The 17599-nt window shown below is 70.9% G+C and carries 17 protein-coding genes; 13 read left to right on the top strand and 4 right to left on the bottom strand.

From position 1 onward, the window contains the following. Nucleotides 1-4: 4 nt before the first annotated feature. Both WMF17_RS32360 and WMF17_RS32365 read left to right on the top strand, forming a co-directional pair. The gene (locus tag WMF17_RS32360) at nt 5-943 is read left to right on the top strand and encodes a PEGA domain-containing protein (RefSeq protein WP_437644851.1); all 939 of its coding nucleotides are present in this window, start codon (nt 5-7) and stop codon (nt 941-943) included. Next, a complete protein-coding gene (locus WMF17_RS32365; protein ID WP_437644853.1) occupies nt 940-1632 on the top strand; it encodes a hypothetical protein in 693 nt (230 codons plus the stop codon). The genes WMF17_RS32360 and WMF17_RS32365 overlap by 4 nt, the downstream gene beginning before the upstream one ends. A gap of 124 nt (nt 1633-1756) precedes the next feature. On the opposite strand, the gene WMF17_RS32370 is transcribed toward WMF17_RS32365, so the two are convergent. Then, nucleotides 1757-2728 (bottom strand): hypothetical protein, encoded by a 972-nt coding sequence (locus tag WMF17_RS32370; RefSeq protein WP_437644854.1) that lies wholly within the window; start codon nt 2726-2728, stop codon nt 1757-1759. A gap of 305 nt (nt 2729-3033) precedes the next feature. Here WMF17_RS32370 and WMF17_RS32375 point away from each other — a divergent pair, with 305 nt between their 5' ends. Further along, nucleotides 3034-3207 (top strand): hypothetical protein, encoded by a 174-nt coding sequence (locus WMF17_RS32375; RefSeq protein WP_437644856.1) that lies wholly within the window; start codon nt 3034-3036, stop codon nt 3205-3207. A gap of 96 nt (nt 3208-3303) precedes the next feature. On the opposite strand, the gene WMF17_RS32380 is transcribed toward WMF17_RS32375, so the two are convergent. Then, the gene (locus tag WMF17_RS32380; protein ID WP_437644858.1) at nt 3304-4245 is read right to left on the bottom strand and encodes a hypothetical protein; all 942 of its coding nucleotides are present in this window, start codon (nt 4243-4245) and stop codon (nt 3304-3306) included. Nucleotides 4246-4933: 688 nt separating this feature from the next. Here WMF17_RS32380 and WMF17_RS32385 point away from each other — a divergent pair. The 6 genes from WMF17_RS32385 (at nt 4934) to WMF17_RS32410 (ending at nt 12571) form a co-directional block, all read left to right on the top strand. Then, on the top strand, nt 4934-6349 hold the full coding sequence (locus WMF17_RS32385) for a hypothetical protein (RefSeq protein WP_437644860.1): 1416 nt from the start codon (nt 4934-4936) through the stop codon (nt 6347-6349). Continuing rightward, nucleotides 6346-8553: a hypothetical protein gene (locus tag WMF17_RS32390; protein ID WP_437644862.1), complete on the top strand. Its 2208-nt coding sequence runs from the start codon at nt 6346-6348 to the stop codon at nt 8551-8553. Before WMF17_RS32385 ends, WMF17_RS32390 begins: the two co-directional genes overlap by 4 nt. A 110-nt stretch (nt 8554-8663) precedes the next feature. Next, nucleotides 8664-9608, top strand: coding sequence for a hypothetical protein (locus WMF17_RS32395; RefSeq protein WP_437644863.1), 945 nt, complete (start codon nt 8664-8666; stop codon nt 9606-9608). A gap of 309 nt (nt 9609-9917) precedes the next feature. Then, nucleotides 9918-11039 carry a hypothetical protein gene (locus WMF17_RS32400; RefSeq protein ID WP_437651418.1) on the top strand — a complete coding sequence of 374 codons (1122 nt, stop codon included), beginning with the start codon at nt 9918-9920 and terminating at the stop codon, nt 11037-11039. A 30-nt stretch (nt 11040-11069) separates the two neighbouring features. Continuing rightward, nucleotides 11070-12140 carry a hypothetical protein gene (locus tag WMF17_RS32405; protein WP_437644865.1) on the top strand — a complete coding sequence of 357 codons (1071 nt, stop codon included), beginning with the start codon at nt 11070-11072 and terminating at the stop codon, nt 12138-12140. A gap of 23 nt (nt 12141-12163) precedes the next feature. Beyond that, nucleotides 12164-12571, top strand: coding sequence for a hypothetical protein (locus tag WMF17_RS32410; RefSeq protein ID WP_437597091.1), 408 nt, complete (start codon nt 12164-12166; stop codon nt 12569-12571). On the opposite strand, the gene WMF17_RS32415 is transcribed toward WMF17_RS32410, so the two are convergent. After that, nucleotides 12568-13512 carry a hypothetical protein gene (locus WMF17_RS32415; RefSeq protein WP_437644867.1) on the bottom strand — a complete coding sequence of 315 codons (945 nt, stop codon included), beginning with the start codon at nt 13510-13512 and terminating at the stop codon, nt 12568-12570. The two genes, WMF17_RS32410 and WMF17_RS32415, sit on opposite strands and share 4 nt — an antisense overlap. 304 nt (nt 13513-13816) lie before the next feature. Here WMF17_RS32415 and WMF17_RS32420 point away from each other — a divergent pair, with 304 nt between their 5' ends. Beyond that, entirely contained in the window at nt 13817-13990 is a 174-nt protein-coding gene (locus tag WMF17_RS32420; RefSeq protein WP_437644869.1) for a hypothetical protein, read from the top strand. Nucleotides 13991-14953: 963 nt separating this feature from the next. Here WMF17_RS32420 and WMF17_RS32425 read toward each other — a convergent pair. Then, nucleotides 14954-15169 (bottom strand): hypothetical protein, encoded by a 216-nt coding sequence (locus WMF17_RS32425; RefSeq protein ID WP_437644871.1) that lies wholly within the window; start codon nt 15167-15169, stop codon nt 14954-14956. Nucleotides 15170-15350: 181 nt separating this feature from the next. On the opposite strand from WMF17_RS32425, the gene WMF17_RS32430 reads away from it, so the two are divergent. The 3 genes from WMF17_RS32430 to WMF17_RS32440 are packed head-to-tail and all read left to right on the top strand — an operon-like array spanning nt 15351 to nt 17434. After that, complete coding sequence (locus WMF17_RS32430) at nt 15351-16736, top strand: IS4 family transposase (protein WP_437644872.1); 1386 nt, start codon at nt 15351-15353, stop codon at nt 16734-16736. Nucleotides 16737-16795: 59 nt separating this feature from the next. After that, a complete protein-coding gene (locus WMF17_RS32435; RefSeq protein ID WP_437644874.1) occupies nt 16796-17164 on the top strand; it encodes a hypothetical protein in 369 nt (122 codons plus the stop codon). A 45-nt stretch (nt 17165-17209) separates the two neighbouring features. Continuing rightward, nucleotides 17210-17434: a hypothetical protein gene (locus WMF17_RS32440; protein WP_437644876.1), complete on the top strand. Its 225-nt coding sequence runs from the start codon at nt 17210-17212 to the stop codon at nt 17432-17434. Nucleotides 17435-17599: the final 165 nt, after the last annotated feature.

Consider the following 17599-nt stretch of genomic DNA (forward strand, 5'->3'; position numbering starts at 1 on the left):
ATGCATGCACTCCGGGCCCAGGACCCTGATGATGATCGCCGGCCTGATCATCGCGGCCTCACCGGCGCTCGCCGGCGAGGACGCGGGCGCCGCCGCCGGCGGCGAGGCGGACGAGGAGGCGCGGATCGAGGCCCGGGAGCTCGTGTACATGGGCGACGAGCTCTTCGCCCAGAAGAAGTACGCGGAGGCGCTCCGCGCCTACAAGCGCGCCGAGGGGCTCGTCTGCGTGCCCACGACCACCATCGAGGTGGCGAAGACGCTCGCCGCGATCGGGCGGCTCAGCGAGGCGCGCGAGCTCGCGTCGACGATCACCGCGTCGCGCGCGACCCCCGGAGAGCCCTGGCCGTTCACGCAGGCGCGGCGCCGCGCCGACGCCCTGCGCAGCGAGCTCGATGACCGCATCCCCCGGCTGAAGGTGAGGCTCACGCCGAGCCCCGCCGGCGCCCGGCTCAAGGTCGACGGCCAGGCGGTGAAGGCCTCCGCCGAGGGGTCCCTGATCGATCCGGGCAACCACTGGATCGAGGTCGAGGCCGACGGCTACGTGGGCGCCCGGCAGCGGGTCTATGTCCCTGAGCGGGAGATCACGACGCTCGACGTCGCCCTCACCCCGGAGACTCGCTCGGGCGGCGCCTCGGCGTGGGCCATCGGCGGGTTCGTCGCCTCGGGCGCCGGGCTGGCGGTGGGGATCGGCGCAGGCGCGGCCTACCTGGACGCGCGGAGCGACCTCGAACAGGCGTGCCGGCGGGGCGCCACGAGCTGCTCCGACGACGCGCGAGGCAGCGCGAACGCCGTGGGGTGGGTCTCGAACGTGGGGTTCGGCCTCGCCGTCGCCGGCGCGGCCGTCGGTGGGCTCGCCCTCGGGCTGGAGCGCTCGAAGACGCCGGCGTCGAGCGTCACCTGGGCGGTCGGTCCGGGCTACATCGGCGTGCGAGGGACGCTGTGAGGGCGCGCCGCGCTGCCGCCTGCGCGTTCGCCGCGTGGGTCTCCGGGTGTCAGGTCGTCGCCCCGCTGCCCGGCGCGGACGGCGAGGGCGGCGGTCCCTCGGCCGAGAGCGCCGGTGTCGACCGCGACGCTGCCGCGAGCGACGCGGGCGACGCCGGCGATGGAGGCCAGGAGCGCTGGGCTCCGCCACCGCAGGAGACGGGCCCGTGCGACATCGCCACGTGCTCGGCGCACTGCGCCCGGTCGATGGATCTCTGCGAGCTCACGCCGCAGTATCCGTCGGTCGAGGCGTGCTGCGCTGTCTGCGAGGCGATGCCGTCGCCCGAGGGTTATGCCGGGTGCCGCGCGGCGGAGACCGGCGATCCCGCCGGCTGCACCGCCGCCGGGCCGCTCGGCCCGGAGGGCGACGCCGGGTGCGTCGGACGGTGCGAGGCGATGTGCGCGCTCTATGCGGCCGTGTGCCCGCGCGAGCTCGCGGACATCGCGGCCTGCGAGGCCCGCTGCGCGGTCTTGCCGGCGCCGCAGGTGTTCGACGCGTGCGGCTCGCTCACGGCCGAAAGCTCGCTCGGGTGCAGTACGCAGCAGATCTACGCCGCGCTCGGCGCGATCGACAAGAAGGAGCGCGACAAGGCGTGTCGCGACATCCTGCAAGGCCGCTGCCCGAAGCCGGCGTGCGCGGACAGCGACTAGCTCGCTCCCGCCTCGCGAACGGCACCGCAAGCGGCGGAGTCTGCCTGCTCTCCGCCGGTGCGTTCGCCTGGGCAGCCGATCCTTGGGAGCGGGAAGCGCTCGCCGCGGAGGCGGGCGGCGACGTCTAGCTGGTAGGCGCCGTGCCGTTCGGTGCGGCGCCGGGCACCGCGGGCGCTGCCATGCCGTTCAGCGCAGCAGGCGCTGCCATGCCGTTCAGCGCAGCAGGCGCCGCCGTGCCGTTCGGCGCGGCGGGGGTCGCAGCGCCGGGCGCCGCCGGTTCAGCCGGCGCCTCGTCGCCCGGGGCGGCGACGGTGTCGCTGTGCGCCGTCGCGCGGCCAGTGCGGCCCTTGTAGAGAGAGGGGGCGATCGTATCGGCGTCCTCCTCGTCCCAGCGCAGGTACGCGACGGCGCGGCGGGTCTGGTCGTAGGCGTGGACGAGCAGCGAGAACGCCCGCGCCCTCCTGTCCGCCGCCTCGGTCGGCCCGGGGCCTTTGCCGTGCTCCCGCACGCCGAGGGCCGCGAGCAGCTGCGGCCCGATCTCCCCGGCGCGCCTCACCTCCTCCTCGGTCGCCGCCGTCTTGTTGGCGACCTCCGCCCAGCTCACGGTGAACAGCGCCGAGAGCGCGACAAGGTCGTTCGCCGTGTCGATGTGCCCCAGCCCAGCGCGGATCTCCGCGACCGTGTCCGCGTCGAGCAGGCCGCGCCGGGCCAGCGCCTCGGCGTCGCTCAGCAGGTCCTCGCGCAGCGGGGCCGCCTCCGCGAGCAGCGGCTTCACCGCGTTCTCGGCGCCTCCGCTCGACAGCCACGCGAGGTGCGCGTACCAGGTGGCCAGCGCGTAGGTCTCGAGCCGGTCGAGCAACGCGACATCGTGCGTCGGCACGTGCTCCGCGATGGCGGAGCGCAGCGCGAGGAGGCCGGGCAGCACGCCCAGCACCTGGGAGACGACCCGGGGAATATCGAGGTTGATGACGATCAGCCGATCCGGGCTCAGCGCCTCGATCTCGGGCAGGATCTTGTCGAACGCCGCCGCCGCCTGGGGCGGGGCCGCGGGCTTCTTGGGAGCGGGCTTCTTCTTGAGCGGAGAAGGCTTCTTCATGAGGGGATGACCTCTCGTTGTTCGTCGTCGCGGAGCAGCGGAGAACAGGTACGTCGCGCTCCACCCCCGCGCGCTGGACGTGTTGAGAACGTCAGGCGCACGCCGGACGTTCCGGGCAGGGATAATCACCCCCGCGCACCCGTCAATCGACCTGCCGGCTGATTTTCTGACGGCGCGCCGCCCCTCGTCGTGATCTTGCGTCATGGACTGGGCCCCGCGAGGCTCGCGAGAAGTCGCCTGAAGGTGTCATGTGCCCGGCGCGCGGCGGGGTGGCGTCACGCGCGCAGCGAAGGTGGATGGGAGCGATGACCGCCCCATTGCCGATGCGGCTCGTCTTCAACTGCGCTCCGTCCGAGGCGCAGGAGGGGGCCTTTCCGAGTCCCGTCGTTCAGCCGGTTGCGCGGCGGGTCTACGCGCCGGTGGCGAGCCCGGCCTTTGCGGAGCACGAGCGGCTGGGCCAGGCGCTGCTGGGGTCCTGACCGGCACGCGGGGGTGTGCTGCTCTCGTTACGGCGCCTGGTAGCTGCTGGTGTCAGCACGCAGTCAGCACGCAGTCAGCACGCAGTCAGCACGCAGTCAGCACGCAGTCAGCACGCACCATGCCATCCGCGTGTGGCGGTTCGCGGCCGACCGTTTCCGTTGCCGGCAGGGCTGCCGGCTGCCTCCCCCAGACCGTTTCCGTTGCCAGCAGGGCTGCCGGCTGCCTCCCCCTGACCGTTTCCGTTGCCAGCAGGGCTGCCGGCTGCCTCCCCCAGACCGTTTCCGTTGCCAGCAGGGCTGCCGGCTGCCTCCCCCAGACCGCTTCCGTTGCCAGGAAGGCTGCCGGCTGCCTCCCCCAGACCGTTTCCGTTGCCAGGAGGGCTGCCGGCTGCCTCCCCCTGACCGTTTCCGTTGCCAAGAGGGCTGCCGGCTGCCTCCTCCAGACCGCTTCCGTTGCCAGGAGGGCTGCCGGCTGCCTCCTCCAGACCGCTTCCGTTGCCAGGAGGGCTGCCGGCTGCCTCCTCCAGACCGTTTCCGTTGCGACCTGCGGCTCGTCAATGCTGCTCGACGCCCGAGCCCTTCCGGAGCACGAGCGCCACGTCGTCCCGCGCGGTGCGCCCCAGGGGGCGCTTTACGCTGTTCGCGAGCAGCAGCACCGAGTTCCTGCATCAGCGGCTCGTCGATCGCGAGGCGGCCGGCGGTGTCGTAGATGATGACGTCGCGGCCGAGCCGCTTCGCCTCGCCGCGGGCCGCGGCGCAGATGGCAACCGGCGACTCGCCCGGGAGGTTGAACACCGGGATCTTGAGCTGGTCGCCGAGGACCTTGACCCGTGGGCTGTCGCCGCTCTTGCCGAGCGCACTCGCGTTCGCCAAGCCGCTGTGCGCCTCGCTGGATGGCTTCACCTTGCACGCCAACCTGACGGTGCGCGACACCGTGATCGAGACGCTGGCCGCGGGGCCGGGTAGCGACGGCGGGCCACCCGAGCAAGGGGGCAAAGGCGGTCGAGGAGCATCGGGCGGCGCCGTGGGGGACGGCACGTGGTCCTGTCAGGGTGGCAACGGCGGCCGAGGGGGTGAGGGCGGCTACGGCGGCCCCCCGGGCGCGGCGGCGACTCGATCGGCATCGGCTACGTCGACGAGGACCAGCTCACGCTGGAGCGGGTCAAGTACCAACTGGGACCGCCGGGCAAGGGCGGCGTGAGCTGGGATTGGTCTGGCGAAGAGATCCGAGGGGAGGACGGCACCCGGGTCGAGACGCTGCGTTTCCCTGAATAGGATCACGACACTTCAGGCGAACCCTGTCGTGACAGGGCGCCGTCGGTGGCACACTCGGAGCTCCACGAGGGCGCCCGCGGGCCTGCTGGTGGCGACGTGGACAGCCGCGCGGCGCCCCAGGAGCGCGACGCCGAGACCTCGCTCGCGGAACTCGCCGGCGAGCGTCACGAGCTCAGCGGCCTCCGCCTCGACCCCGCGGCCGGTCCGCAGGCCGTGGCGCCACGCACCCCCAAGCACACCTCTCCGGTTCCGCGACTGTCCGCGCATTGAGGACGGACAACCTGGCGCTCGGGGCGCGATCCACGGCCGAGCAATGTCCTAGCGCTCTGGTGGGGACGCTTGCTTCTGGAGGACGTGCGGGCGAGCGTGCGCGGGCAAGAAAAATCGCGGGGTGGAGGGAATGAGCATGAGCGAGAGATCGAGACCGTGGCGACGGAGGACGATCCTTGCGGTGGCTGTCGGCGTCCTCGCGCTTGGGGCGGCGGGGGCCGGGTGTTTGTGGGAGCGGGAGGACCGCACGTTCGGGAGCTTCTGCGCGGCCTCGGTGGGCGGCGACGAGCATTGTGTTGGCGAGAACCTTGGCCCGGGCATCGCGTGGAGTCAGGCCGAGAAGGACGGCGCCCTGCCGATCGAGATGTGGGCCACGTGGCCGACCAACAAGACGCTGGAGGAGATCGTCGCGAGCGGCACCTCGCTCGACGTCTGGTTCGGCCATGTGGACGAAGCGATCGACTACGTGCGGGACGACGCGAGGAACGCCGAGTCGCTGCGGGCGACGCTCGCGGGCAGGCTCGAGTCGCTGCTCGACGAGGCGACGGACCGCCAGAGAGCGCTGCTCGCGCAGGCGCCGGTCGACGCGACAGGCAGCTTCAAGGCGGCGATGATCGACAAGGCGAGCGCCGAAACGGAGCCGCTCGCCGCCGCGCTCGCGGCCGACAAGCAGGCAATGGCGGTCGTGCAGGCGATCTTCGACCAGGCCAGGGACGAGGCCGCGCCGCTGCGATCGAGGTACGCGGGCGCTGCAACGCGGTTCGCCGCGTACCGCGCGACCGAGGCGGCGGAGACAGCGGCGTACGCGGCGCTCTCGGCGCAGGCGTCGCGGTCGGACATCGACGGCCTCGACGGCGTGGAGCAGGCGGTGCTCGCGGCGGCGCGCGAGGCGAGCCGGGCGCCCGGCGAGCTCACCGCCGAGATCCTGAGGTCGTCGGCGGCGCTCCAGGTCTTCGCGGCCTCCTTCGACGAGGCGATGGCGCCGCACAGGGAGCTCCTCGCGACGCACGGCGCGGTGCTGCCGGACATGACCTCGGGCGCGCTGCGCTCGCTGAACGCGATGCTGGGCTACGTGAAGGGTCGCGTCGCCCGGAGCGACGCGACGGCGACGGCGCTGCTCGGCGGCATCGCGCTGCGCCGGCAGGCGCTCCGCGTGCTGCAGATGGACGAGGCGTCGCGCGAGGCGATCGCAGGGGCACGGACCCGCAAGGCGTCGGAGATCTTCGGGGAACGCGCGCGCGCACAGGTCGCGGCGCTGTCGGCGGCGCCGCCGGTGAGCGAGAAGCTCGGGCTGCCGCTGCTGGCCGAGCGGTGCGGGGAGCTGGCGGGGCTCGTGCAGATGCGGCCGCTCTGCGGGGCGGCTGGGTCGTCGTGGCGCGAGGCCGGGTGCGCGGCGCTTCGGGAGCGGTTCGACGCCGCGGAGACCGAGCTCAGGACGGGATTGCCGCGGAAGATCGCGGAGGGCCTGGCGGCGCTGCGGGAGAAGGGGATGGCCGCGGCGGCGCTCGACGCGGCGCAGGCGAGGCTCGACGCGAGCGATGTGAAGGGCGCCGCGGTTGCGTATGACGCCGCCGTGCGCGGCGCGGAGGGGACATGAGAGCCTCGAAGGACGTTGCGCGGCCTGGCTGGAGTGCCGCGGCGCTGCAGAAGCTCGTCGCGCTGATCACTGCGGCGGTGTTGGTGGCGCCCTCGTTGGCGCGGGCCGGCACGCCGTACACCCTCGACTGGGTCTCCACCCAGTTCAACCCGGGGTGTCTCACCCCCGAGCTCCTCAACCCTGGAGCGCCGTACTTCCGCGTGAACGATACGCCGCTTCCCACCTACGAGGTTCCGGGCGAGTTCGCGTTCCATGACGACGGCTCGGAGAGCAACCGGATGGAGGCGGCGTTCGATTCGGTGTTGCTCGGGATGGGCATGAACGACTTCCACTTCCACGTCAGCAGGGAGGGGGGCGACAACACGTGCGTCAACGCGCGCGAGGTGGTGAACCTCGTGTCGGTGCCGCTCGGGCTGAACAAGCCGCTCTTCGACGTCCGTCGCCGCGGGGTGGCGTTCTCCGGCGACACGACCCTCGACCTGAGCCTCGCGGAGATCAACCCGGCGCTCGCGCGCGACATCGAGATCCTGCTGGCCGAGATCGCCAAGGAGCGCAGGGATCTCGTGGCGAACGCCCCGCGGGTGGCGCGCCTGGCGGAGAAGATGGACCTGCTCCAGCAGCTCGACACCGAGCTGAAGGACCTGGTCAGCCGGCCGCTCGACGAGATCTCGCGGACCGATCTCGACGCGATCCTCGACCGGTACAAGGAGGCGGTCGGCGCGGAGACGCGGGCGGCGATGGAGCAGCTCGTCGACGACCTGAAGAAGAGCGTCAGCGATCTCGAGGACGAGCTCGCGCGGCTGATGGACGAGTTCGGCGCGCAGGCGGACGAGGTGGCGGACCTGGCGACGCAGGACGCGCGCGCCGAGTGGTGGAACCCGGACGACGCGGGGGCGTACGCGCTTGGAGCGAGCGAGGTGCCGTGGGTCGAGGTGCCGGACGTCTCGGAGGTGGACGGGGCGTTCGACGAGGGGAGGGACCCGTACGCGGCGTACGCGGACGCGGTGCTCGCGGCGCTGGAGGCCGATGTGAGCGGTCGGGTGGTGGTCCTTCGGGCGGACTTCGTGGCGAACGTGAGGGCGTGGCGGGACAACAGCGCGGCGCTGGAGATCGCGCTGCGCGACCGGATGGGCGTATCGCTGGCGGAGACGAACGCGTTCCTGAAGGCGCAGAACCGGATCACGGGGTTCGTGCGGCAGTTCATGGATGCGTCGGACTGGTTCGAGGACTCGCCGGTGCCGGCGGACCTGCGGGCGCAGGTGGACACGGTGCTGAAGCCGCGGTTCGACGCGCTGGCCGACCAGATGAAGGACAGCCTGAACCAGTGGACGGGCGACGGGCTCGACCTGGAGCAGACGCAGCTCTACCAGACGATCAGCGCGTTCGCGGGGGCGATGTCGACGGTCGGCGAGGGCTTCGAGGCGTACGCGGAGGTGATGCAGACGCTGGTGCACGCGACGACGCGCATCGGGGTGGGGTTCGTGCCGGTGGTCGGGCCGGCGCTCGACCTGTGCGAGGCGGTGACGGGAAAGGCGTGGTGCTTGCCGTCGGGGGAGGAGCTGAGCGACGAGGAGCGGATCTTCTCGGGGCTGGGCTTCGGGCTCGGGGCGGTCGGGCCGATGTGGCGGGTGGTCAAGACCAGCGGCGGGCTCAGGCCGTCCGCGATCCGGGTGGCTGGGGAGATCGCCGAGATCGAGGAGTTTTTCGCTCAGATCGTGAAGACGAAGCGCGTCAGGGGTTACAAGAACCTCCGCGGGGCGGTCACGAAGCAGAAGAAGGTGGACATCTTCGAGAAGAAGGCGGCGAAGTTCCTGGTGGACGACGGCCGATCGCTCGTCGGGGTCGGCGACGACGGCGTGCGCGACGTGCTCGGGATTCCGAAACACTCAAGCCCCGGTGGTAGCGAGGGGGCGGCGCCCGACTTCGTGTCGGTGTCCAGCGGGCACAAGCTCATCCTGAGCGAGGCGAAGGGCGGAAAGATCGATGTCTTCGAGGTACGCGATCAGCTCTCGAACGGGATGGAGGGGGTGAAGAGGAAGGGGCTCGTTGGAGACGTGCAGCGGGTCGAGCTCATCATGGAACAAGGTGCCGAGTTCAAGCAGAAGAAGTTCATCGTCAAGGACGGCTACCTGTTCGATTGGGACGCTGGCAAGACGGTTACGCTCGAGGGCTTCAACAAACCCATCATGGTGATCCGGCTATGAGTAACTCAGGACCTCAATTCTTTGCCTGGTGTAACGAGCCAGAACGGATCGATGCGTTCGCGACGGCGCTGTCTGCGCTGGTCATCCCAGGGTATATGATCAGCCTGGGGATGAGCGCGACCATCTCGTGCCGGACGTGCTCCATCGACGAGGTGCTCGCCATGGTGCGCGCCCACTTCGGAGGTTTGAAGAGCGCTCACGTCGGCTCCAGCGTGAGGCCGAACGATTCCAAGCGCGTCATGATGCTCAGGCTCGCGTGCTACCCTGAAGAAAGCGAACGTGACCATCCGTACGGCCCCCTCGAGGCGAAGGCGGGCGAACGCAAGTGGGATTTCTACCCCTACGAGATCCCCGTGGGCACGGGCCCCCGCTCCGTGGAGGCCGAGGCCGCAGCCGCCTACCACCTGGTCCAGGGCGACGTCGAGGACCTCCTGCTCCGCTTCTGCGCGCCGGACGCGAGCGGCCGCGTGCCGACCGGCGCGTGCACGGACAAGGAGGACTGGATCGCTCCGGTCGAGATGTGCGCGACCTACAACGCGAACGCCGCGGAGCTCGCGCGCGATCTCGCCCTCTCCTGGGTGAGCCTCCACGACAAGGAGCGCGTCCCGCGCATCGCGGGCACGCCGCTGGAGGCGCTCCGCGCGCGGGTGGAAGCCGCGCCGCGCGGCGCGCGTGTGTCCATGAAATGCGAGAGCGAGCTCACGGGCTCGCTCTCGCGTGAGACCGTGCTGAAGGTTCTCGCGACGCCGCCGGCGGCGCTGCTCGATGCGCTCGAGGCCGCGGCTGTGCCCGACGACGCGTGGCGCGCGGTCGAGCCGAAGGCGCGCGAGCTCCTGGAGCTACGCCGCCAGCTTGACGACGAAGCCGCGGGGGAGGTCCCCCCCGCCTTCTGGGTGGACGTCACGACGCGCGAGCACACCCGCTTCCTCGAAGAGCACGCCCCCTTCCACGTCCGGCGCCTCCCGAGCGGCGGCGTGGTGCTGGCCACGCACCCCTACCGCACGCTCTGGCCGCTCTGGGCCGATGCGATCTTCGTGCTCGGCCTGATGTCGTGACGTCAAGCTAAGCAACACGCTCGGGAGGCCGTGATGCTATGGGCCAGGATCAAGCCCGGGGAATGACGGCTGGGGCCGGCCGGCAAGCGGGCCGCGATGGTGGCCGACCTGGTTCTGTGACGAAGGGAAACCAATGGTCCGTCAGCAAGGTGTAAATGATGTAGCCGTTCCGCTCAGGTCGGAGGGCATCGCGTCGTGAGTCGCGCAAGCAGCTATCGTACGCTGAGGGAGGAGCCCCTTCGCTTGTATGCGGCGTGCGACGAGGAACACAGGGTCGACGCGTTCGCGGCTGCTCTGTCCGCCCTCGTCATGCCGGGGTGGTTCATCAGGCTCTCGATCCATCCGCTCGCCGGTCCCGATAGGTCTTACGCCGCGCTTCCCGTCGAGAAAGCCGTGGCGGTGGCTCGCTCGGCCTTCGGCACAGATGTGCGCATCGGAGCGGGCTTCTGGACCATGACGAGCTTCGGCCACGGCATCCCGCTCACCATCGGCTGCGCCGACGAGAAGCACGAGCGCCGGTCCCCGGACGGTCCTCTGAGCGCATCGAGCGGCGATCATCACGATCTGCTCCCACGCAGCATCGACGTGGCTGTCGGCGCCCGCTCCGTTGAGGTCGAAGCCGCGGTGATGTCGGTGCATGTTCAGCAGGACATCAAGGATTTCTTGGTCCGTGTCTGCTCGAGCGAACACGTGACGACCGGCGGGTGCTCAGACCTCAATGCCTGGGGTCCACCGATCGAGCTCGCCGCAACCTACCACGCGGATTCCTTCGTCGCGCGCGATCTCGCCCTCTCATGGGTGCACGTCCACGAGGGCTACAAGGTGGCGCGCGCCGCAGGCAACTCGCTCGATGGGCTCCGAGCGCGTATCGAGGCCGCGCCGCGCGGGACGCGGATCGCGGTCGCCGGCACCGTCGCGCGCGCGCGCAAGCACGCCGAGCTGGAGCATTTCGCAGAGGGGGAGAGGATGGGGTTGCTCGTGCGCGATGAACCCGATCCGCGCGCGCGCTGGAGGAAGACCATCGAGCTCACAGAGCGGGAGGACGCGCTGCGCGCGCGCGGCGAGGTTCTGCCGCTCGGCACGCGCGTCGCGCTCGCGGGCGACGCCGAGCTGACGCGCGAGCAAGTCCTTGCAGCGCTCTCCACGCGGCCGGCCACGCTGCTTGAAGCACTCGAAGCCTCCGCTGTGCCGGACGACGCGTGGCACGCGATCGAGCCGATCGCGCTCGAGACCATTCAGGCAGCGAAGGAGGGTGCGCCCACCGAGGACGTGATCGTGAATACGGGCGCGCACACTCGATTCATCGAGCATCACGCCCCCTTCCACGTGCGCCGCCTGCCGAGGGGCGGCGTAGTGCTGGCCACGCACCCGTACCGCACGCTCTGGCCGCTCTGGGCCGACGCGCTCTTCGCGCTCGGCCTGATGTCCTGACGCAGGCTACACCATGAGGATGATCGAGCGATGAGAGAAGGGCCGTTTTTCTTCGCCTGGTGTGACGAGGCACAGAGGGTCGATGCGGTCGGCGCGGCGCTGTCGGCCCTCATCAAGGAGCCACAGTACAGTATGCGCGCGATCATGGACCGCGACACGGAGTGCAACACGACCTCCGTGGACGAGGTGGTCGCGATGCTCCGCGCCCACTTCGGGCGCACCGACGCCGAAGCCTACTTCGTCGCGTCGTTGAGCCAGGAACACTTCGTCCATTGCATCCTTCACTGCTTCACCGACAGGAGCGAACGTCTCAAGCCGATGGGCCCCATCCACATGCACGCCCGCGAGATCGAGGATTTTTCCCCCATGCACATGGACCTCGCCCTGGGGAGGGGCCCGCGTTGCGTGCAGGCCGAGGCCGTGCTCGCGTGGCACATGGCGCTGGAAGACATCGACGACGTCCTGCTCCGCCTCTGCGCGCCGGACGCGAGCGGGCGCGTCCCGACCGGCGGCTGCACGACGGCGCGGACCTGGCTCGCGCCGGTCGCCCTGTGCGCGACGTACAACGCGGACGCCCGCGACATCGCGCGCGATCTCGCCCTTTCGTGGATCTGCCTCCACGACAAGGACAGGGTGTCGCGCACCGCGGGGCTGTCGCTGGAAGCGCTCCGCGCGCGGGTGGAAGCCGCGCCGCCCGGCGCGTGCGTCGCGTTGAGACATGCCAGCGCGCATTCGAGCTCGCTCTCCCGTGAAGCCGTCCTCAAGGCGCTGGAAACTCCGCCTTCCGCCTTGCTCGAGGCGCTCGAAGCGGCGGCGGAGGCGCCCGACGGCGCGTGGCGCGCCGCAGAGCCGCGCGCGCGCGAGATCTACGAGCGGACGCTCCCATTCAGGGGGCGCGACGAGCAGGGCACGGAGACGGGCAACGGCTCGCCCCTCTCGCAGGTCGAGATCACCCTCGATCACTTCGAGTTCCTGGTCCACCACGCCCGGTTCCACGTCCGGCGCCTGCCGAGCGGCGGCGTGGTGCTGGCGACCCACCCCTACCGCACGCTCTGGCCGCTCTGGTCGGACGCCCTCTTCGCGCTCGGCCTGATGCCCTAACGATCCCGCCCAGCCGCCGCGGCGTGCCCGCCTCGCTCGTGCGCATCGACCTGGTCGTCGAGATCGCCGGCCGGCGCTTCGAGGAGCGATTCGCCTGCCCCTGCGAGCCGAACAGCGAAACGACGTTCTCGTGGGACGGCAAGGACGCCTCCGGGCGCCCCCTCGAAGGCGCGCAGCCGATGACGGTGCGGATCGGCTACGTCTACCGGGGTGTCTACATGGAGCCCGCGGAGCGCAGGAAGGCGTTCGCAGCGTTCTCGATCACCCCGATCGCCAGCACCAGGACACGCGACGACGTCACGCTGTGGAAGGTCTGGCGCGGGGCGCCCGCAAGCGGGGGAGTCTGCCTGCTCTCCGCCGGTGCGTTCGCCTGGGCAGCCGATCCTTGGGAGCGGGAAGCGCTCGCCGCGGAGGCGGGCGGCGACGTCTAGCTGGTAGGCGCCGTGCCGTTCGGTGCGGCGCCGGGCACCGCGGGCGCTGCCATGCCGTTCAGCGCAGCAGGCGCCGCCGTGCCGTTCGGCGCGGCGGGGGTCGCAGCGTCGGGCGCCGCCGGTTCAGCCGGCGCCTCGTCGCCCGGGGCGGCGACGGTGTCGCTGTGCGCCGTCGCGCGGCCAGTGCGGCCCTTGTAGAGAGAGGGGGCGATCGTATCGGCGTCCTCCTCGTCCCAGCGCAGGTACGCGACGGCGCGGCGGGTCTGGTCGTAGGCGTGGACGAGCAGCGAGAACGCCCGCGCCCTCCTGTCCGCCGCCTCGGTCGGCCCGGGGCCTTTGCCGTGCTCCCGCACGCCGAGGGCCGCGAGCAGCTGCGGCCCGATCTCCCCGGCGCGCCTCACCTCCTCCTCGGTCGCCGCCGTCTTGTTGGCGACCTCCGCCCAGCTCACGGTGAACAGCGCCGAGAGCGCGACAAGGTCGTTCGCCGTGTCGATGTGCCCCAGCCCAGCGCGGACCTCCGCGACCGTGTCCGCGTCGAGCAGGCCGCGCCGGGCCAGCGCCTCGGCGTCGCTCAGCAGGTTCTCGCGCAGCGGGGCCGCCTCCGCGAGCAGCGGCTTCACCGCGTTCTCGGCGCCTCCGCTCGACAGCCACGCGAGGTGCGCGTACCAGGTGGCCAGCGCGTAGGTCTCGAGCCGGTCGAGCAACGCGACATCGTGCGTCGGCACGTGCTCCGCGATGGCGGAGCGCAGCGCGAGGAGGCCGGGCAGCACGCCCAGCACCTGGGAGACGACCCGGGGAATATCGAGGTTGATGACGATCAGCCGATCCGGGCTCAGCGCCTCGATCTCGGGCAGGATCTTGTCGAACGCCGCCGCCGCCTGGGGCGGGGCCGCGGGCTTCTTGGGAGCGGGCTTCTTCTTGAGCGGAGAAGGCTTCTTCATGAGGGGATGACCTCTCGTTGTTCGTCGTCGCGGAGCAGCGGAGAACAGGTACGTCGCGCTCCACCCCCGCGCGCTGGACGTGTTGAGAACGTCAGGCGCACGCCGGACGTTCCGGGCAGGGATAATCACCCCCGCGCACCCGTCAATCGGCCTGCCGGCTGATTTTCTGACGGCGTGCCGCCCCTCGTCGTGATCTTGCGTCATGACTGGGCCCCGCGAGGCTCGCGAGAAGTCGCCTGAAGGTGTCATGTGCCCGGCGCGCGGCGGGGTGGCGTCACGCGCGCAGCGAAGGTGGATGGGAGCGATGACCGCCCCATTGCCGGTGCGGCTCGTCTTCAACTGCGCTCCGTCCGAGGCGCAGGAGGGGGCCTTTCCGAGTCCCGTCGTTCAGCCGGTCGCGCGGCGGGTCTACGTGCCGGTGGCGAGCCCGGCCTTTGCGGAGCACGAGCGGCTGGGCCAGGCGCTGCTGGGGTCCTGACCGGCACGCGGGGGGTGTGCTGCTCTCGTTACGGCGCCTGGTAGCGGCTGGTGTCAGCACGCAGTCAGCACGCAGTCAGCACGCAGTCAGCACGCAGTCAGCACGCAGTCAGCACGCAGTCAGCACGCAGTCAGCACGCAGTCAGCACGCAGTCAGTACGCAGTCAGCACGCAGTCAGCACGCAGTCAGCACGCAGTCAGCACGCAGTCAGCACGCAGTCAGCACGCAGTCAGCACGCAGTCAGCACGCAGTCAGCACGCAGTCAGCACGCAGTCAGCACGCAGTCAGCACGCAGTCAGCACGCAGTCAGCACGCAGTCAGCACGCAGTCAGCACGCAGTCAGCACGCAGTCAGCACGCACCATGCCATCCGCGTGTGGCGGTTCGCGGCCGACCGTTTCCGTTGCCGACAGGGCTGCCGGCTGCCTCCCCCAGACCGTTTCCGTTGCCAGCAGGGCTGCCGGCTGCCTCCCCCAGACCGTTTCCGTTGCCAGCAGGGCTGCCGGCTGCCTCCCCCAGACCGCTTCCGTTGCCAGGAAGGCTGCCGGCTGCCTCCCCCAGACCGTTTCCGTTGCCAGGAGGGCTGCCGGCTGCCTCCCCCTGACCGTTTCCGTTGCCAAGAGGGCTGCCGGCTGCCTCCCCCAGACCGTTTCCGTTGCCAAGAGGGCTGCCGGCTGCCTCCCCCAGACCGTTTCCGTTGCCAGGAGGGCTGCCGGCTGCCTCCCCCAGACTCGACCGAGCCGCCGATCGACAGGCCCTTGAAGCGGCCGGCGATCGCCTTGCCCACGATCACCTCGTCCGTGCCCGGCTGCGCGGGCCGGCCCTCGAGGATCTTCACCTGCGAGCGGAGCGCGAGCGCGTCGTCTGGCACCCCGCGCACCGCCACGTTCGAGACGCCGTCCGTGCCGAGCTTGTCGAGGAGGATGACCGCCACCACCTCCCCCACCCCGTCCGGCTTGCCGTCCTACCGCTTCGCCACCTCGGCGCTCGCGAGGATCACGCCGATCTGCGGCTCGTGCACGTTGTCTTTCTCGACGGGGCTTACCACGAAGACGGCGCAGAGCTCGTGTGGAACGAGCTCGGTCACCTGCAGACGCGCGCGGTCGGTCAGGTGCTCGAGGACGCCGTCCGGCGCATGATGCGCACCCTGCGACGGCACGGGCTGTTCGAGCTCAAGCATGGCGTCGACAAGGACGACGAGCCCGAGGCCGCGCTGTGCGCCTCCGCCGTCTCCGGACGAGAGCCGCCTGCCGGACCGCAATGGCGTCGTGGGCTGTCGCCGCTCTTGCCGAGCGCACTCGCGTCTCAGGATCCTACACATCTCGCTTGATGTGTGCTGGGCGGCGTGATCAAAGCTGCGGATGGGTTCACCTGCGGCAGAGCACGCGGCGGCACTCGCCGAGGAGATGAGCGAAGCGCACTTCGGTGATGCGCGGCTTTCGAAGCGTCAGAGCAAGCTGGTGCAGAAGCTGGCGCAGGCGCCGGACAAGAGCTTCCCCTCGCTCTTGTCCGACAGCGAGCTGGAGGCGGCGTACCGCTTCTTCGGCAACGACGCCGTCACGCCCGCGGCGATCCTGGCTCCCCATGTGCGCGCCACCCTGGCGCGCATGGAGGCCGAGCCGGTCGTGCTCGCCATCCATGACACCCCGACCGTCTCCTTCCGCTCCGACGGCCAGCGACAGGGGCTGGGTCGGCTGCGCTCCTCTGGGCAGACGTTCTTCGCCCACTTCACCTTGGCGGTCAGCGGCGATGGAACGCGCCGCCCGCTCGGCGTGCTCGATCTGAGCACGCACGTGCGCGACGACCGCACGACGGGCAACGAGCACGACCGCTGGGGAGAGCAGGTGGAGCGAGTCGCGGCCCTCGGCTGCGCTCCTCAGCCCTTGGTGCACGTCATGGATCGCGAAGGCGACGACTACGGCCTGTTCGCTCAGCTGCTGAGCGCAGGGCATCGGTTCGTGATCCGACTCGCCCACAATCGCCTCGTGGAGGCGACGGCCTCCGGAGAGGAGGCGAAGCTCGAGCAGGCGCTCGCACACGTCCGAGCGGTAGCCGTGCGCGAGGTGGAGCTTTCCTTAAGGCCGGCAGGCAACCGCAGCCCTCAGCAGAAACGCCTGCATCCCTCGCGCGCCGGACGCTTGGCGAAGCTGGCCCTCGGAAGCACGCGCGTGACGCTACGGCGACCGAGATCCCAGCCGCGCGAGCTGCCTGCGACGCTCTCGCTCCAGGTCGTACGCGTCTGGGAGCTCGAGCCGCCACCGGGCGAGGCGCCCGTCGAGTGGGTGCTGCTGACGAGCGAGCCGGTCGAGTCCGATGAGCAGCTGGCCCAGTTGGTCGACTGGTACCGCGCGCGCTGGATGGTGGAGGAGTTCTTCAAGGCCCTGAAGACCGGATGCGCCTACGAAAAGCGCCAGATCGAAGACCTGCACGGCTTGCGCAACGTGCTGGCGCTCTTCGCTCCCATCGCCTGGCAGTTGCTGCTGCTGCGCAGCGAGGCCCGACGCGCTTTAGAGCAGCCCGCGAGCGCCGTGCTCACGCCCACCCAGCTCGACGTGCTGCGGGTCTTCGCCCGCAAGCCGCTCCCCGAGAACGCCACGGCCCGCGATGCCTTCCTGGCGATCGCCGCGCTCGGCGGACACCTCCGGAGAAACGGCGAGCCCGGCTGGCAGACCTTGGGGCGTGGCTACGAGCAACTCCTCATCCTCGTCCAGGGCTGGAGCGCCGCGAAGAAGGAGGGGGAAATATGATCAATCCTGAGACTCGCGTACGCCAAGCCGCTGTGCGCCTCGCTGGATATGGCTTCACCTTGCACGCCAACCTGACGGTGCGCGACACCGTGATCGAGACGCTGGCCGCGGGGCCGGGTGGCGACGGCGGGCCACCCGAGCAAGGAGGCAAAGGCGGTCGAGGAACATCGGGCGGCGCCGTGGGGGACGGCACGTGGTCCTGTCAGGGTGGCAACGGCGGCCGAGGGGGTGAGGGCGGCTACGGCGGCCCCGGGCGCGGCGGCGACTCGATCGGCATCGGCTACGTCGACGAGGACCAGCTCACGCTGGAGCGGGTCAAGTACCAACTGGGACCGCCGGGCAAGGGCGGCGTGAGCTGGGATTGGTCTGGCGAAGAGATCCGAGGGGAGGACGGCACCCGGGTCGAGACGCTGCGTTTCCCTGAATAGGATCACGACACTTCAGGCGAACCCTGTCGTGACAGGGCGCCGTCGGTGGCACACTCGGAGCTCCACGAGGGCGCCCGCGGGCCTGCTGGTGGCGACGTGGACAGCCGCGCGGCGCCCCAGGAGCGCGACGCCGAGACCTCGCTCGCGGAGCTCGCCGGCGAGGGGCACGAGCTCAGCGGCCTCCGCCTCGACCCCGCGGCCGGTCCGCAGGCCGTGGCGCCACGCACCCCCAAGCACACCTCTCCGGTTCCGCGACTGTCCGCGCATTGAGGACGGACAACCTGGCGCTCGGGGCGCGATCCACGGCCGAGCAATGTCCTACCGCTTTCGTGAGGACGCTTGCGTCTAGAGAACGTGCCGGCGAGCGTGCGCGGGCGAGAAAAATCGCGGGGTGGAGGGAATGAGTATGAGCGAGAGATCGAGACCGAGGCGACG

Source organism: Sorangium sp. So ce362, from assembly GCF_051519845.1.
Lineage (GTDB): Bacteria > Myxococcota_A > Polyangia > Polyangiales > Polyangiaceae > Sorangium.

What these genes read in the sequence shown, in the direction of transcription:
- WMF17_RS32400 (WP_437651418.1), top strand. Translation starts at nt 9,918, where the DNA reads ATGCCGGGGTGGTTCATCAGGCTCTCGATCCATCCGCTCGCCGGTCCC.
- WMF17_RS32360 (WP_437644851.1), top strand. Translation starts at nt 5, where the DNA reads ATGCACTCCGGGCCCAGGACCCTGATGATGATCGCCGGCCTGATCATC.
- WMF17_RS32370 (WP_437644854.1), bottom strand. Translation starts at nt 2,728, where the DNA reads ATGAAGAAGCCTTCTCCGCTCAAGAAGAAGCCCGCTCCCAAGAAGCCC.
- WMF17_RS32425 (WP_437644871.1), bottom strand. Translation starts at nt 15,169, where the DNA reads ATGCTTGAGCTCGAACAGCCCGTGCCGTCGCAGGGTGCGCATCATGCG.
- WMF17_RS32405 (WP_437644865.1), top strand. Translation starts at nt 11,070, where the DNA reads ATGAGAGAAGGGCCGTTTTTCTTCGCCTGGTGTGACGAGGCACAGAGG.
- WMF17_RS32430 (WP_437644872.1), top strand. Translation starts at nt 15,351, where the DNA reads ATGGGTTCACCTGCGGCAGAGCACGCGGCGGCACTCGCCGAGGAGATG.
- WMF17_RS32375 (WP_437644856.1), top strand. Translation starts at nt 3,034, where the DNA reads ATGACCGCCCCATTGCCGATGCGGCTCGTCTTCAACTGCGCTCCGTCC.
- WMF17_RS32390 (WP_437644862.1), top strand. Translation starts at nt 6,346, where the DNA reads ATGAGAGCCTCGAAGGACGTTGCGCGGCCTGGCTGGAGTGCCGCGGCG.
- WMF17_RS32420 (WP_437644869.1), top strand. Translation starts at nt 13,817, where the DNA reads ATGACCGCCCCATTGCCGGTGCGGCTCGTCTTCAACTGCGCTCCGTCC.
- WMF17_RS32415 (WP_437644867.1), bottom strand. Translation starts at nt 13,512, where the DNA reads ATGAAGAAGCCTTCTCCGCTCAAGAAGAAGCCCGCTCCCAAGAAGCCC.
- WMF17_RS32395 (WP_437644863.1), top strand. Translation starts at nt 8,664, where the DNA reads ATGAGCGCGACCATCTCGTGCCGGACGTGCTCCATCGACGAGGTGCTC.